15 protein-coding genes are annotated in these 13,698 nt (G+C 69.2%); 8 read left to right on the top strand and 7 right to left on the bottom strand.

Annotated elements, in window-relative coordinates; all coding sequences use genetic code 11:
- Positions 1-77 precede the first annotated feature (77 nt).
- From AC5RUK_RS00905 to AC5RUK_RS00880, 6 genes are all read right to left on the bottom strand, one after another.
- On the bottom strand, positions 78-857 hold the full coding sequence (locus AC5RUK_RS00905) for a hypothetical protein (RefSeq protein WP_494151122.1): 780 nt from the start codon (positions 855-857) through the stop codon (positions 78-80).
- A gap of 105 nt (positions 858-962) precedes the next feature.
- A complete protein-coding gene (locus AC5RUK_RS00900; RefSeq protein WP_494151121.1) occupies positions 963-2,105 on the bottom strand; it encodes a cysteine desulfurase family protein in 1,143 nt (380 codons plus the stop codon).
- Complete coding sequence (gene nadC / locus AC5RUK_RS00895; protein WP_494151120.1) at positions 2,102-3,004, bottom strand: carboxylating nicotinate-nucleotide diphosphorylase; 903 nt, start codon at positions 3,002-3,004, stop codon at positions 2,102-2,104. The genes AC5RUK_RS00900 and nadC overlap by 4 nt, the downstream gene beginning before the upstream one ends.
- On the bottom strand, positions 3,001-4,710 hold the full coding sequence (locus AC5RUK_RS00890) for an L-aspartate oxidase (protein ID WP_494151119.1): 1,710 nt from the start codon (positions 4,708-4,710) through the stop codon (positions 3,001-3,003). Before AC5RUK_RS00890 ends, nadC begins: the two co-directional genes overlap by 4 nt.
- Positions 4,707-6,035, bottom strand: coding sequence for a quinolinate synthase NadA (gene nadA / locus AC5RUK_RS00885; protein ID WP_494151118.1), 1,329 nt, complete (start codon positions 6,033-6,035; stop codon positions 4,707-4,709). The genes AC5RUK_RS00890 and nadA overlap by 4 nt, the downstream gene beginning before the upstream one ends.
- A 126-nt stretch (positions 6,036-6,161) precedes the next feature.
- Positions 6,162-6,869, bottom strand: coding sequence for an NUDIX hydrolase (locus tag AC5RUK_RS00880; protein WP_494151117.1), 708 nt, complete (start codon positions 6,867-6,869; stop codon positions 6,162-6,164).
- A 211-nt stretch (positions 6,870-7,080) separates the two neighbouring features.
- On the opposite strand from AC5RUK_RS00880, the gene AC5RUK_RS00875 reads away from it, so the two are divergent.
- The 3 genes from AC5RUK_RS00875 to AC5RUK_RS00865 all read left to right on the top strand — a co-directional run bounded on the left by AC5RUK_RS00875 (position 7,081) and on the right by AC5RUK_RS00865 (position 8,294).
- Positions 7,081-7,326: a hypothetical protein gene (locus AC5RUK_RS00875; protein WP_494151116.1), complete on the top strand. Its 246-nt coding sequence runs from the start codon at positions 7,081-7,083 to the stop codon at positions 7,324-7,326.
- A gap of 78 nt (positions 7,327-7,404) precedes the next feature.
- Entirely contained in the window at positions 7,405-7,641 is a 237-nt protein-coding gene (locus AC5RUK_RS00870) for a hypothetical protein (protein WP_494151115.1), read from the top strand.
- A 74-nt stretch (positions 7,642-7,715) separates the two neighbouring features.
- On the top strand, positions 7,716-8,294 hold the full coding sequence (locus AC5RUK_RS00865) for a hypothetical protein (RefSeq protein WP_494151114.1): 579 nt from the start codon (positions 7,716-7,718) through the stop codon (positions 8,292-8,294).
- Here AC5RUK_RS00865 and AC5RUK_RS00860 read toward each other — a convergent pair.
- Positions 8,233-8,706 carry an Lrp/AsnC family transcriptional regulator gene (locus AC5RUK_RS00860; RefSeq protein ID WP_493967957.1) on the bottom strand — a complete coding sequence of 158 codons (474 nt, stop codon included), beginning with the start codon at positions 8,704-8,706 and terminating at the stop codon, positions 8,233-8,235. The genes AC5RUK_RS00865 and AC5RUK_RS00860 overlap by 62 nt on opposite strands.
- A 100-nt stretch (positions 8,707-8,806) precedes the next feature.
- Between AC5RUK_RS00860 and AC5RUK_RS00855 the strand changes: the two genes are divergently transcribed.
- The 5 genes from AC5RUK_RS00855 (at position 8,807) to AC5RUK_RS00835 (ending at position 13,670) form a co-directional block, all read left to right on the top strand.
- On the top strand, positions 8,807-10,213 hold the full coding sequence (locus tag AC5RUK_RS00855; RefSeq protein ID WP_493986830.1) for an amino acid permease: 1,407 nt from the start codon (positions 8,807-8,809) through the stop codon (positions 10,211-10,213).
- A gap of 183 nt (positions 10,214-10,396) precedes the next feature.
- Positions 10,397-11,443 carry a thiamine pyrophosphate-dependent enzyme gene (locus AC5RUK_RS00850; protein ID WP_493986829.1) on the top strand — a complete coding sequence of 349 codons (1,047 nt, stop codon included), beginning with the start codon at positions 10,397-10,399 and terminating at the stop codon, positions 11,441-11,443.
- 118 nt (positions 11,444-11,561) lie between these two features.
- The gene (locus AC5RUK_RS00845; protein WP_494151522.1) at positions 11,562-12,536 is read left to right on the top strand and encodes an alpha-ketoacid dehydrogenase subunit beta; all 975 of its coding nucleotides are present in this window, start codon (positions 11,562-11,564) and stop codon (positions 12,534-12,536) included.
- On the top strand, positions 12,529-12,861 hold the full coding sequence (locus tag AC5RUK_RS00840) for a biotin/lipoyl-containing protein (protein WP_493986828.1): 333 nt from the start codon (positions 12,529-12,531) through the stop codon (positions 12,859-12,861). Before AC5RUK_RS00845 ends, AC5RUK_RS00840 begins: the two co-directional genes overlap by 8 nt.
- A 2-nt stretch (positions 12,862-12,863) precedes the next feature.
- Positions 12,864-13,670, top strand: coding sequence for an alpha/beta fold hydrolase (locus AC5RUK_RS00835; RefSeq protein WP_493986827.1), 807 nt, complete (start codon positions 12,864-12,866; stop codon positions 13,668-13,670).
- Positions 13,671-13,698 lie beyond the last annotated feature (28 nt).

The raw sequence follows: 13,698 nt of genomic DNA, 5'->3' as shown, positions 1-13,698 counted from the left end.
CCTCCGGGCTTTTTGTTGCCCGTCTGCGCCCCGGGCCGGAAGCCGCCCCTCCCGGGTCCGGACGGGTCCGGGCGAACTCAGGCCGGCGGACCTTCGGCGATCTGCAGGGTCATGATGACCTGCTGCACCGTCTTGAAGTGCTTGGTGGAGACATAGCTCTCCGCCTCCGCGATGAGGCCGTAGGCATCGAGCAGGCCGGTGTCCTCGCCGGGCGCCGGGGTGCCGTGGCGGACGGCGGTGCCGAAGGAGTAGGTGCCTACCGGTTCCGGACCGTTGACGGTGTTTTCCACCATGCAGGCCTGGAAGCCGTCGCCGGCCGTCTTGTCGGTCAGCCCCATCGACCCGAAGTACTGGTAGCCCAGCAGCGTCCGGTAGACGAACAGCGGGTCGACCGTGTCGTCGGACGCCACGGCAGGCACCTTCGCCGGCTCGCTGACCAGCACCCGCAGTTCGGTGACGCCGCCGTCGCAGCTGGCCTTTGGCAGCCTGAGCCGGGTATGCAGTTCGGCGGCCACCTTGCCCGAAGAATCCCGGATGTCCAGATGCAGCCCGCCATCCGAGGGCTGGCCGGGCTTGACCTGCCGCTGCACCACCCAATCGCCGGGAACTTCGAAGCTGAGCACCCGGTCCGGATCGGTGTAGACCTTCCAGCCGTCGATGGTGGCTTCCCGCACGGGGTCTTTGCCGAGCGGCGGCGCGGGTTGTCCGGCGGCACCCCCGCCGGCCGCCCCCGACGGCGACGCACTCGCGCCGGCCGGCGCGCCGTCGTCGCCGACGGGCAGCAGGCCGCAGCCGGAAACAAGCACCAGGCACAGTGCCGCGGCGGCACCCCGGCCCGGCATCGTTCGCGTGCTCATGCTGCACTCCCCTCAGGTCCGTGAGGACTCCACCGTACCCAGCGGGCGGATCGGTCCGGTATAGGACCACGCCTCGTGTCCCGGAGCGCCGGGCGGCGCTCCGGCTCAGCGCCGCAGCACCCGGACCTCTTTGACGGCGGCGACGACGGAGCGGGCCGCCAGGGCGATCTCGGCTTCCTTCACGCCGGCCGTGAAGGTCAGCCGCACCGCGGTCTGCGCCACGGCCGGGTCGAGCCCCATGGCCAGCAGCACCGCCGACGGCTCGTCCGAGCCGGCGGCGCAGGCCGACCCGCTGGAGCAGACCACCCCGCGGCGTTCGAGTTCCAACAGCACCGCCTCGCCGGACGTTCCCGGGAAGCAGAAGGAAGCGCTGGCGGGCAGCCGTTCGGTGCGGTGACCGGTCAGCACGGTGCCGGGCAGTTCCCGCAGGACGGTGTCGATCAGGTAGTCGCGGTAGCCCGTGAGCCGTTCGGCGTCGGCCGCCCGGTCGCCGTCGGCCAGCGACAACGCGGTGGCGACGGCGACCGCGCCGGCAACGTTCTCCGTGCCGGACCGCCTGCCGCGCTCCTGCCCGCCGCCGTGCAGCACCGGCTCCAGCGGAACCCGGCCGGACACATACAGCAGCCCGCAGCCCTTGGGCGCGCCCAGCTTGTGGCCGGACACGCTGAGTGCCTCCGCCCCGAGCGCCGCGACGTCCAGGTCCAGCCAGCCGGCCGCCTGCACGGCATCGGTATGGAACGGGACCCCGGCCGCCCGGCAGAGCCTGCCGATGCGGCCGACCGGCTGGATGGTGCCCACCTCGTTGTTCGCATACATCACCGTGCACAGCGTGGTGTCCTCGCGCAGCGCCGCTTCCACCTCGTCCACGCGGACCATGCCCGCGGAGTCCACCGGCACCCGGGTGACCTCGAAGCCATGGAACCGGGCCAGATAGTCGACGGCCTCCAGCACCGAGGGGTGTTCCACGGCGCTGGTGACCACATGCCTGCCCCGCGGGGAGGCGAGCGCAATGCCCTTGATCGCCAGGTTGTTGGACTCGGTCCCGCCGGACGTGAAGATGATCTCGCCCGGGCGGCAGCCCAGCACCTCGGCGGCCTTCCCCCGGGCATAATCGAGTGCCCGCAGCGCCGCCTCGCCGACGGTGTGGTGGCTCGACGGGTTGCCGAAGTCCTGCGTCAGCGCCGGCCACATGGCCTCCAGCACCTCGCGGCGCACCGGGGCGGTCGCCGCAGCGTCCAGATAGATCACGACGACGCTGCCCCCTCGGCCGCCGGCCCCGCGGCGATGCGGATGTCCAGGCCCAGGTCCAGCGACCGCACACTGTGGGTGAGCGCGCCGGACGAGATGACGTCCACCCCGGTCCGGGCAATCCGGCCGACGGTGTCCAACCGCACGTTGCCGCTGGCCTCGACGATGGCGCGGCCGGCCACCTGGGCAACGCCGGCGCTGAGTTCGTCCACGCTGAAGTTATCCAGCATGATGGTGTCCACGCCGGCGGCCAGGACCGGCTCGATCTGCTCGGCCCTGTCCACCTCCACCTCGAAGTGGACGGTGTGCGGGAGTCTGGCCTTCGCCTCCAGCAGCGCCTCGGTCAGGTCCCGGCTGCCGTCGGCGGTGAGCACGGCCAGGTGGTTGTCCTTGGCCATCACGGCGTCGGAGAGCGAATAGCGGTGGTTGTGCCCGCCGCCGCAGCGCACTGCATAGCGCTCCAGCGCCCGCAGGCCGGGCGTGGTCTTGCGGGTATCCACCACCCGGGCCGCCGTACCGGCAACTTCCCGGACGAAGGCGGCGGTCTGGGTGGCGATGCCGCTCAGCCGCTGCAACAGGTTCAGGGCCACCCGTTCGCCCAGCAGGATGGAGCGGGCGTTCCCGGTCAGGACGGCCAGCACCTCCCCGGCCTCGAAGGCGGCGCCGTCGTCGGTCTTCAGCTCCACCCGCACGCCCGGATCCACCTGCCGGAAGACCTCGGCCAGCACCGGACCGCCGGAGAGCACGCCGGGCTCGCGGGCGGCCAGCTCCGCCGTGGCCGTGGCGTCGGCCGGAATCAACGCACTGGACGTGACGTCGCCCCACGGCGCGTCCTCGGCGAGCGCCCCGGCGACGATCCGCTCCATGGCTGTCCGGTCGATCGGCTGGATATGGTTCATGGCTGCTCCTGCAGGACTCGCTGGGACGTTGGGAAGAAGTTGGCGGCGGCGGCCGCGGCAGCGTTCACGAAGCCCAGGTGCCGGCGGTGCGCCGGGGCCTGGGGGTAGTCGCTGCGGTAGTGGCCGCCGATGCTGTCCCGCCGCGCCGCGGCGGCGGCCACCACCAGCCGTGCCACGGTCAGCAGTGCGGCATCCTCCGCCGAGGCGGCGTCGGTGACCGGCACGTGCCACCGCGCCAGCTGCCGGGCGGCCTCCCGCAGCGTTGGGCCGTCGCGGACCACGCCGGCGGCGGCCGCCATCACCGCCTGGATCTGTTGCCGGGTGCATGCGGTGGTTCCGGCCGGCGCGTCTGGCTGGCCGGCGCGGGCCTCGGCAGGCAGCCAACGGCCCGGCGGGTCATCGACGTCCGGCGGGGCACCGACATCCAGCGGGACCGCACCGAACACCGGCAAGCGCTCCGGTCCGTCCAGCCCCCGCACGGCGCGGCGGGCGAAAACCAGGCCCTCCAGCAGCGAGTTCGAGGCCAGCCGGTTGGCTCCGTGCACTCCGGTGCAGGCGACCTCGCCCACAGCCAGCAGCCCGGGCACCGAGGTCCTGCCGTCGTGGTCGGTCCGCACGCCCCCCATCCAGTAGTGCGAGGCCGGCCGCACCGGCAGCGGTTCCCGCGTCCAGGCGAAGCCCAGCGACCGGACCGTGGCGTCGATCATCGGGAACCTCGCGGCCAGGAAACCGGCGCCCTTTTCCCGCTCTATCCCGGTGGCGTCCAGGAAGACCTGCGGCATGAGTCCGTTTCCCTCCTGCAACCGGAGCTGGTTGTGGATGCAGCGCGCGACCACGTCACGGGGTGCCAGCTCGGCGTCCGGATGCAGCGCCGGCATGAACCGCTCCCCCGCCGCGTCCACCAGCACGGCGCCTTCGCCGCGCACCGCCTCGGAGATCATGAAGGCCCTGCCTCCCGTCGCCGCCGGGTCCAGCAGGGTGGGGTGGAACTGGATGAACTCCAGGTCGGCCAGGACCGCGCCGGCTTCCCAGGCCAGCGCCGCACCGTCGCCGGTGGCAGCGGCGGCGTTGGTGGTGGCCGGGTACAGCTGCCCGGCACCGCCGGTCGCGAGGATAACGACGTCGGTGTCCAGGTGGTCGGGCACCGCACCTGATTCCACGTGCAGCAACTCCACGCCCGCCACGCGCGCGCCGGCCGTGAGCAGCCGCCGCACCATCGTGTGCTCGAGGATCTCCAGCCGGCCCGCCTCCGCCATGCCGCGGACCACCCGGATCAGGACTTCGGCGATGCCGGCCCCGGTGCGGTCCCCACCGGCATGCAGGATCCGCGGCGCCGAGTGGGCCCCTTCCAGCCCGAGCGACAATTCACCGCCGTGCCGGTCGAAGGCCACGCCCCACTCTTCCAGGGTGGCGATGTCCGCCGCGGCGCCTGAGCACAGCAGGCGGACGGCGCCGTCGTCGTTCATGAAGGCACCGGCGGTGAGGGTGTCGGCGATGTGGGCCGCCACCGAATCCCCGGCCGCGACGCCCTGCGCGGTGACCGCGGTGATCCCGCCCTGGGCGTGCCAGGTGTTGGACTCGGCCAGCCTGCCCTTGGTGATCAGGGTGACGGCCGTGTCCGGACGTTCCGCGGCGAGCGCGGCGGCGTAGAGCCCGGCGATGCCGGACCCCACCACCGCCACGCGCCGGGCCGGTTCGCGGTTCACGGCTTGGCTGCCAGCATCCGTTCCAGCGCCACGCGGGCGGGGACGGCCACCGAATCGGGCACGGTGATCCGGTTGAGGACTTCACCGCCGGGCAGTTGGCCGGTGCCGGCGTAGGCTTCCAGCACCCAGGCCAGATAACCCGGGTGGATCCGGTACATCGTCGAGCACGGGCAGATCACCGGGTCGAGGCAGAAGATGGTGTGCTGCGGGTACTCAGCGGCCAGCCGGTTGACCATGTTGATCTCGGTGCCGATCGCGAAGACCGTCGGCTCGGTGGCGGCGGCCACGGCCTTGCGGATGTAGTCGGTGGAACCGGACTCATCCGCGGCGTCCACCACCGGCATGGGGCATTCGGGGTGCACGATCACCCGGACGCCCGGGTAGTCGGCGCGTGCCTTCTCAATCTGGTCCACGGTGAAGCGCTTGTGCACGGAGCAGAAGCCGTGCCAGAGGATCACGCGCGATTCCTGCAGCGCCGCCTCGTCGTTGCCGCCCAGTGGCTGGCGCGGATTCCACATGGGCATCTGCTCCAGCGGCACGCCCATGGCCTTGGCGGTGTTGCGGCCCAGATGCTGGTCGGGGAAGAAGAGCACCCGGTGGGCGCGCTCGAAGGCCCACTCCAGCACGGTTTCGGCGTTCGACGACGTGCAGACGATCCCGCCGTTCTCTCCGCAGAACCCCTTGAGCGCGGCCGACGAGTTCATGTACGTGACCGGGATGACCGGGACCTTGCCGTCCGCGTCCGGACCGGTGCCGAGCACGCCGGCCAGCTGGTCCCAGCAGGCTTGCACCGAGTCGATGTCCGCCATGTCCGCCATGGAGCAGCCCGCGGCCAGGTTCGGCAGGATCACGGCCTGGTCTTCTCCGGAGAGCATGTCGGCGGTTTCCGCCATGAAGTGCACGCCGCAGAAAACGATGACTTCCGCCTCCGGCTTTTCCTTGGCGGCCCGAGCCAGCTGGAACGAATCGCCCACGAAATCGGCGTACTTGACCACTTCGTCGCGCTGGTAGAAGTGGCCGAGGATGACCAGCTTGTCGCCCAGCTTTGCCTTGGCGGCCAGGATCCGCTCCTCGAGCTCCTCGTCGCCGGCCAGCCGGTATTCTGCCGGGATTTCGCCCTGCCGCGGGGTCGCGGCCGGCGCCGGATCGGCCATCGACGCGCCGGGCCCGTAGGAGGGCGCCCAGGCCCCGCTCGCCGAGGCGGTGTCGAAGGCCCACGGCCCCTGCGCCAAATCGGGTGTGCAGGTGGAGGCGGCAGGCGCGCGGGAGCCGGCAAGGGCTTCCTCGCGGGTGATCAGCTGGATGGTGCTGTTGACCGATGACATGGTGTTCTCCGTTGTTGGGCAGGGGGTCAGGTCGGAAAAATCCGTGGCGGGTGGCGGGGCCTTGGGACGGTGCGTGCGGCGGCGGTGCCGCGGGAGCGGTTGCCGCGCGTTCGGCCGTGGAGTCGGCTAGGCGGGCGGGCTGCCCCTGAGCTGCGCGGCGCTGCCGGTGTAGCGGTAGAGCCGGGGCGGCCGGTGCCGGCCGCCCTGCAGGTACTCGTCGGTCGGTTCGATGTCCGGCGTCGCCCGCAGCTGGCGGCGGAAGTTGGCGGGATCCAACTGCTTGCCCAACACGGCCTCGTACACTTCGCGGACCTGGGCCAGCGTGAAGGTGGATCCCAGGAAGGCATACGCGATGGAGCTGTATTCCACCTTGTTGCGCAGCCGCCACAGCGCGTAGTCCACGATCTGGTTGTGGTCGAAGGCCAGCTGGCCCAGTTCATTGGCGCGCACCCAGCGGACGTTCTCGGTTTCGCGGGCCAGCGCTGCCTCGTCCGGCTTCACCAGCGCCCAGTAGACGATGGAGACCACCCGCTGCGCGGGTGACCGGTCCAGGCCGCCAAAAGCGTACAGCTGCTCCAGGTAGCTCGGCTGCAGCCCGGTAGTCTCCTCCAGGTTCCGTGCCGCGGCGTCCTGGAGGGATTCGGCGGGGCTTAACGGACCTCCGGGCAGGGCCCACAGGTCCCGGAACGGCTGGCGGGTACGGCGGACCAGCGGCAGCCACAAGGTGGGAGAACCCGTCTCCGGGTCCGGGCGGAGGGCGAAGATGACGGTGGAGATGGCCAGTTCAGGGGGGTGCTGGGCACGCTCCGACACGTTGGCCGCCTGGATCGGCATGGCTCCCTCCTCCCTGGAGATTAGTAAAAGTCACTTTGACTAGAACTCATTCTAGCGGGTTATGGTCATGTTGACCCAATCACGCCCCGATGTCGCCGGATTGTGACGGCACCGAGATCATGGCGGCACCGGACAGGCCTCCCACCCTTGTCCCTCCGGATGACCCGCGTGTTCGTCCCGCAACTGCCATTTCCCCCGCTACCGTGGCCTTTTGTCCGACGTGGAGTCCGCGCTCAGCAGAGAGTACGGGCTGCGCTGGCAGGGCGACGGGGAAGCGGGCTGGTATCCGCAGGAAGTAAACGGGTACGGCGGCGAGTCCGCGTATTCCACCTACAACTCCGCCAACCGCATCGGCGTCCCTGCTCCCCCGGCGCCTCGAGACTGGCAGCGCATCGTTGACATGGTGAACGGGAGACTCGCAGACCATGCTTTCGACGCGCTGGTTCTCGATCACTAGTCACCGCACGGCGACGATGAAACCTGGCAGCGGGAACAGCGGGAGCGCTTCGGAACCGATGATCCGGACGGATACTGGGTGTGGAGCGGAGCGGCACAAGCGGATTCCCAGTGGCTGTCGATCACTCTGCTGGATGTGTCCCGCGACCCGTCCGGCAAGGCAGCCGCAGAAGCCGCGGAGCACGGGTGGGCAGCTCGATCGATCACGCTGGGTTACGGCGCCACCGCACTGTCGGAAAGGGACATCGAGAACTTCCGGCGGGACCTTGCGCCGTTCGCCGGATTGGAAAAGCCGGAGCCGACAACCTCCGACTGACACGACGGACGGATGCACAGCGGCCATTTCTACGTCTCCGCAAGGCGCCGGTCCCCCCAGGTTAGGCTTCAGCCATGCACCCACGGGGACAGCGGCGGCGACTCGCACCGCCGGACAACAACGAAATCCTGAGCCGCAGGTACGGCACGAAGCCCCGGCCGGCGCACCACCGGGTCGTGTTGGGCCGCCACGCCTTCATCAAGGGCTGGCGGGTCGCGGTCGCCGCGTGGTTCTTTATCTCGCTGGTCCTGAGCATCATCGACCAGCTGGCGTCGCCGCACTCCTCCGCCCTGAGCTTCTGGGGTCTGGTGCTGACGCTCGGCTTGTTCTTCGCCGCCGTACTGGCCGCACCGTTCGCGCTCCTGCTGGGCACGCCGCTGCGCCCGGTTCGCCGGCAGTGGGTCCACGTGCTGGCATTTGCCGCAGGGCTGGCTGCACTGACGTGGGGAACCGTCGCCCTGCTGGCTCCGGGCACGGGTGCGCTGCCGGCCGCTTTCGCGGTGATCGCCGGAACCTCTGCCGGGCTCGGCCGCGCGGCGGTGATCCCCGACGTCGACGTCTACGACGACGGCACGAACCATCCCGCCGGGATCAGCGAGGATTGGCGGCAGCCTGGACCAACGGAAGGGCCCGCTCCCGGAAGTGGCTGTTGAGCACAATCACGGACGACGAACGCAGCACCGTATTGGTCGCCATGACCTGATCGAGCACGCGCTGCAGATCCGCGTTCGACCGGGCGACGACACAAGCCAGCAGGTCGCTTTCACCGGAGACGGTGTGCAGTTCCAACACCTCGGGAATGTCGGCGAGCGCGGCAGCCACGGCGTCGTGCCCGGACTCCTGCCGGATCACGAACGAACAATAGGCACGCACCACGTACCCCAGCGCCTCGGGCGAAAGCCGCGGCCCCCAGCCCACCGTCACGCCGGCGCGTTGCATCTTGTCCAGCCGGGCCTGTACTGTGGCACGCGCTACTTTCAGCACCCGCGAGGCTTCCAAAACGGACATCCGCGGGTCCTCCGTGAATAGCGTGACGATGTCGGCATCGAGAGAGTCGATCTGCATGACGCTCTGCGTCCTTTCGGGTTCGGTGCCGCCAGTTGTGGGACACTGCTAGACAAATTGTCAGCTTACGGGCTGGTTTCGCCAAACAACAGGACAGTCGATGCCGCGTTTTACCGCCACCCACCACCGCGACCCGAGCGCCCCACCGCCCGCCGGACTGGGCCACGGGATGAAGCAGCGCCAGCTGATCATGATGGGACTCGGCAGCGCCATCGGCGCCGGGCTCTTCCTCGGCTCCGGAGCGGGCATCCAGGCCGCCGGCCCGGCGGTGTTGATTTCGTACTTGCTCGCGGGCACGTTGGTGATCATCGTGATGTGGGCGCTGGGTGAAATGGCCGCCGCCAACCCCAGCAGCGGTGCCTTCTCGACATACGCCGAGAAGGCGCTGGGCCGCACCGCCGGCGCCACCATCGGCTGGCTCTGGTGGCTGCAGTTGGTAGTGGTGATAGCGGCCGAGGCAGTGGGCGCCGCGGGCTTGCTGGCCACGGTGTGGCCGGCGCTGCCTGTCTGGCTGCTCGCGCTCGTGTTCATGGTGGTCTTCACCGTGGTCAATCTGTTCGGGGTACGCAACTACGGTGAATTCGAGTTCTGGTTCGCCATCTTCAAGGTCATCGCCATCCTGGCCTTCCTCGCCATCGGCGCCGCCTTGCTCTTCGGCTGGCTGCCCAACGTCCCGTCGCCCGGGTTGGGCGTAATCTTCGGCGACGACGGCTTCGCCCCCAACGGCATCGCCGGCATCGGCGCCGGGCTGCTGGTGGTGATCTTCGCCTTCGGCGGGACCGAGATCGTGGCCGTTGCCGCCGCGGAAACGGAAAACCCGGGAGCCAGCGTGGCGAAGGCCATCCGGACCGTTGTCTGGCGCATCCTGGTGTTCTACTTCGGCTCGGTGCTCGTGATCGCGCTGACGGTGCCCTGGGATTCGGAGGCACTGGCATCACCCTTTGCCGCGGTACTCTCGATCGCCCAGATCCCCGGCGCGGATGTGGCCATCACCCTGGTCGCCGCCGTTGCGCTGCTCTCGGCGCTCAACGCCAACCTGTACGGCGCATCCAGGATGATTTTTTCCCTCTCGGAACGCAACGAGGCCCCCGCTTCCCTCAGGAGGCTCAGCCCCCGCCGGGTTCCGGTCAGGGCCGTGCTGGCCTCCGTGGCGTTTGGTTTTGTGGCGGCCGTACTTGAACTGTTGTTCCCTGAGCGCGTCCTGCCCGTGTTGCTGAACTTCGTTGGGTCCACCTGCCTGGTGGTCTGGGGGATGGTCCTGCTGTCCCAGCTGGTGCTGCGCCGCCGGGCCGACCGCGACGGCACCGAACTGCCGTTCCGGATGCGCGGCTTCCCGGCGATGACGTATGCGGGCCTTGCCTTGCTGGCCGCAATCCTGGTGCTCGGCTTCTTCTCCCCGGTAACGGGTATCCAGCTGCTCTCGACCCTGGCGCTGATCGCCGCGATAGCCGCGGCGGCAAAACTCGCCGCACGCCGAACACCTGCCGGAAGTTTACCCCGCCGGTAGCAGTAAGCAGTTTGCCTACAGTTATCGCCGATACGTCCGGCTAACTGTGCACACTGTTCGGTGTTTTCATGACAGATTGCACACTCCACGTAGGGTGACTAGTGTCACCATAAGCAACTGACGCCGTCGTACTCCTCCCCCGCGGGGACCGCGGCGGCCCCAAAACTACGTGGAGGAGCAGGCATGAGCAGCGTTCTTTCCCTGGACCCGTCCGCCCAGCCCGACCTGTCCGCCGAGGAGCTCAAGGAGCTCTACCGGCTGATGGTGTCGGTGCGCCACCTGGACGAATCCGCCATCCGTTGGCAGCGCCAGGGCCTGATTCCCGGCTACGCACCGGAACTCGGACAGGAAGCCGCACAGGTAGGCAGCGGGTACGCGCTGGACATGTCCCGCGACTTCGTCTTCCCGACCTACCGCGAAATGGGCGTGGCCCGGACGGTGGGAGTGGACATGGTCGAGTACATGTCCACCCACAAGGCCAGCTGGCACGGTGGCCTCTACGATCCCCAGGCCACCCGCTTTGCCCCGATCCAAGCCGTGGTGGCGGGCTCAGTGCTGCACGCCGTCGGCTGGGCGCACGGCCAGACGCTTTCCGGCACCCCGGCTGGAGAACTCGGCGTCGCCATCACCTACTTCGGCGACGGCGCAAGCTCGCAGGGCGACGTCCACGAAGCCATGAACTTCGCCGCAGTCATGAAGGCTCCGGTGGTCTTCTTCATCCAGAACAACGGCTTCGCCATCTCGGTGCCGACCGAGCGCCAGGTGGCCGGGGGTTCCGTTGCCGCCCGTGCCGCCGGCTACGCCATGCCGTCCCTCCAGGTGGATGGCAACGACGTCGTGGCGGTCCACCAGGCGACGGCCGCAGCCCTCGCCCATGCACGCGCGGGCCATGGGCCGGCCGTCGTGGAAGCCATGACGTACCGGCGGGGCCCGCACTCCACCAGCGACGACCCCGGCCGCTACCGCACCCTGGCCGAGGAACGCGCCGACGGCGGCGAGGATCCGCTGCTGCGCATGCGCACCCGGTTGGAAGCCGACGGCGTCGCCGGCGAGGACTTCTTCGCCGAGGTGCTCGAGGCCGCCAAGGCGGAAGAGGAACAGATCCGGGAGGGAGTGGCGGCATTGGGCTCCCGTCCCGGCACGGAGATGTTCGATTTTGTCTACCAGGAACCCACACACGCGTTGAAGGCCCAGGCACGCGCCTGGCGGGAGGAGTCCGAGCATGCCTGAGCACAAGACCCTGAGCGACCTTGAAGCCGCCATCGACAACACCACAGAAACCAGCGCCCAGCAGGAATCCGTGGACGTGGTGGAACCGGGCCACGTCACCGCCGTCGAAAACCTCTCCATGCAGCAGGCGCTGAACCGCGCGCTGGCAGAGGTGCTTCAGGACAACCCCAAGGCCTTGGTCCTGGGCGAGGACGTCGGACAGCTCGGCGGCGTCTTCCGCATCACCGACGGCCTGCAGAAGCAGTTCGGCGAGGCACGGGTTTTCGACACCCCGCTGGCCGAATCCGGCATCCTGGGCATGTCCGTGGGCCTGGCCATGGCGGGATACCACCCGATCCCCGAGGTGCAGTTCGACGGGTTCGCGTACCCGGCGATCAACCAGATTGTGTGCCAGGTGGGCCGGATGAACTACCGCAGCCGCGGCACCATGCCGATGCCGATCACCCTGCGCGTGCCCAGCTTCGGCGGCATCCGCGCTCCCGAACACCACGGCGAGTCGCTGGAATCGCTGTTCGCCCACGTGCCCGGCCTGAAGGTGGTTTCGCCGTCCAGCCCAAACGAGGCCTATCACCTGCTCAAGCACGCGGCCACGCGGCCGGACCCGGTGATCTTCATGGAGCCGAAGTCCCGCTACTGGCAGAAGGGCCCGGTGAACACCGGCGCCGAACCGGCTGGCTACTCCCCCGAAGGCTCGCGCATCGTCCGTGAAGGCAAGCACCTGACCCTGGTGGCCTGGGGCGCCATGGTGGCCCGCTGCCTGCAGGTCGCCGAGCTCGCCGCCGAAGACGGCATCGAGATCGAGGTGCTGGACCTGCGCTGGCTCAAGCCCATCGACGCCGAAAGCCTGGCCGCATCCGTGGCCAAGACGCGCCGCGCCGTCGTCGTGCACGAAGCACCGCTGACCTCCGGTCTCGGTGCGGAAGTGGCCGCATTGATTACCGAGCGCTGCTTCAACACCCTGCGGGCACCTGTTGAGCGGGTGACCGGATTCGACGTACCGTACCCTTCGGGAGACCTGGAAGACGAGTACGTACCCAACATTGACCGCATCCTGTTCGGGATCCAGCGAGTATTGGAGTATCGCCGTGGCTGAAATTACGTTCCCCCTGCCGGATCTTGGTGAGGGCCTGATCGAGGCAACCGTGCTGGAATGGCTGGTCGCCGAGGGCGAGCAGATCGAGCGCAACCATCCGCTGGTCGAGGTGGAGACTACCAAGTCCGCCGTCGAGCTCCCCTCCCCGCAGGCGGGCAAAGTGGTGAAAATCCACGGTGAACCCGGCGACACCATCAAGGTGGGCGAACCGCTGATCGTCTTCGAGGTTCCCGACGACACCGCCGGTATTGTGGGCACCGTACCGAAGGAAGAAGCGCCTAAGCGCCGCGTCCGCCTGACCGCGGCGCTCGACGACGAGGACTGAGCATGGGAAACAACCCGCAGCACACCGTTGAAGGCCTGGACCCGCGCCTTCACGTTCAGGTGCACGAGGCCGCTGAAGGGACCGAAGGCCCCCGCCGTCCGGTGATCCTGCTGCACGGTTTCGCCTCCTCCAGCAAGCTCAACTGGGAGGACGCCGGTTGGATCACCGCGCTGACCCAGGCCGGCCGGCGCGTGGTCACGGTGGACCTTCCCGGCCACGGCGAAAGCGCCGCTCCGGAAGAGATGGATGCCTATGCGCCCAGCCGGATCCGCGCCGACCTGCTGCAGCTGGTTCAGGACGCGAAGGTCCGTCCGCTGAAAGAGAACGACCCCGACACCGGGGTTGACCTGATCGGCTACTCCCTGGGAGCGAGGCTGGCGTGGGAGTTCGGGGCCACCCAGCCCGAACTGGTCCGGCGGATGGTGCTCGGCGGGCCCGGCAGCAGTGACCCCTTGGCGGACTTCGACCTGCGCGCTGCCCAGCGCTTCCTGGCGGACGGGACGCCCATCGAGGACGTCAACACCGCCGAGCTCCTGCGGATGGCCAAGCTGGTGCCGTCGAACGACATCTTCGCGCTGATGACCATGATCGAGGCGATCAAAACCGAACCGTTCGTCCCGACCGAGGCCGTGCCGAGGATGCCGGTACTCCTGGTGGCCGGCGACAAGGACGACCTGGCTGTCACCGCACCGGAGCTGGCTGCGCTCTCCGACTCGGCGGAGCTGATGTGGCTGCCCGCGCGCACGCACGCCAATGCGGTGACCTCCCGGGCGTTCAAGACCGCGGCCATCGAATTCCTCGCTGATTGACCGTTCGCGCATTTTTTCGGTGCCGTGT

The organism is Arthrobacter sp. Y3223065, assembly GCF_059090885.1.
This window is presented reverse-complemented; position numbering and strand designations above follow the sequence as displayed.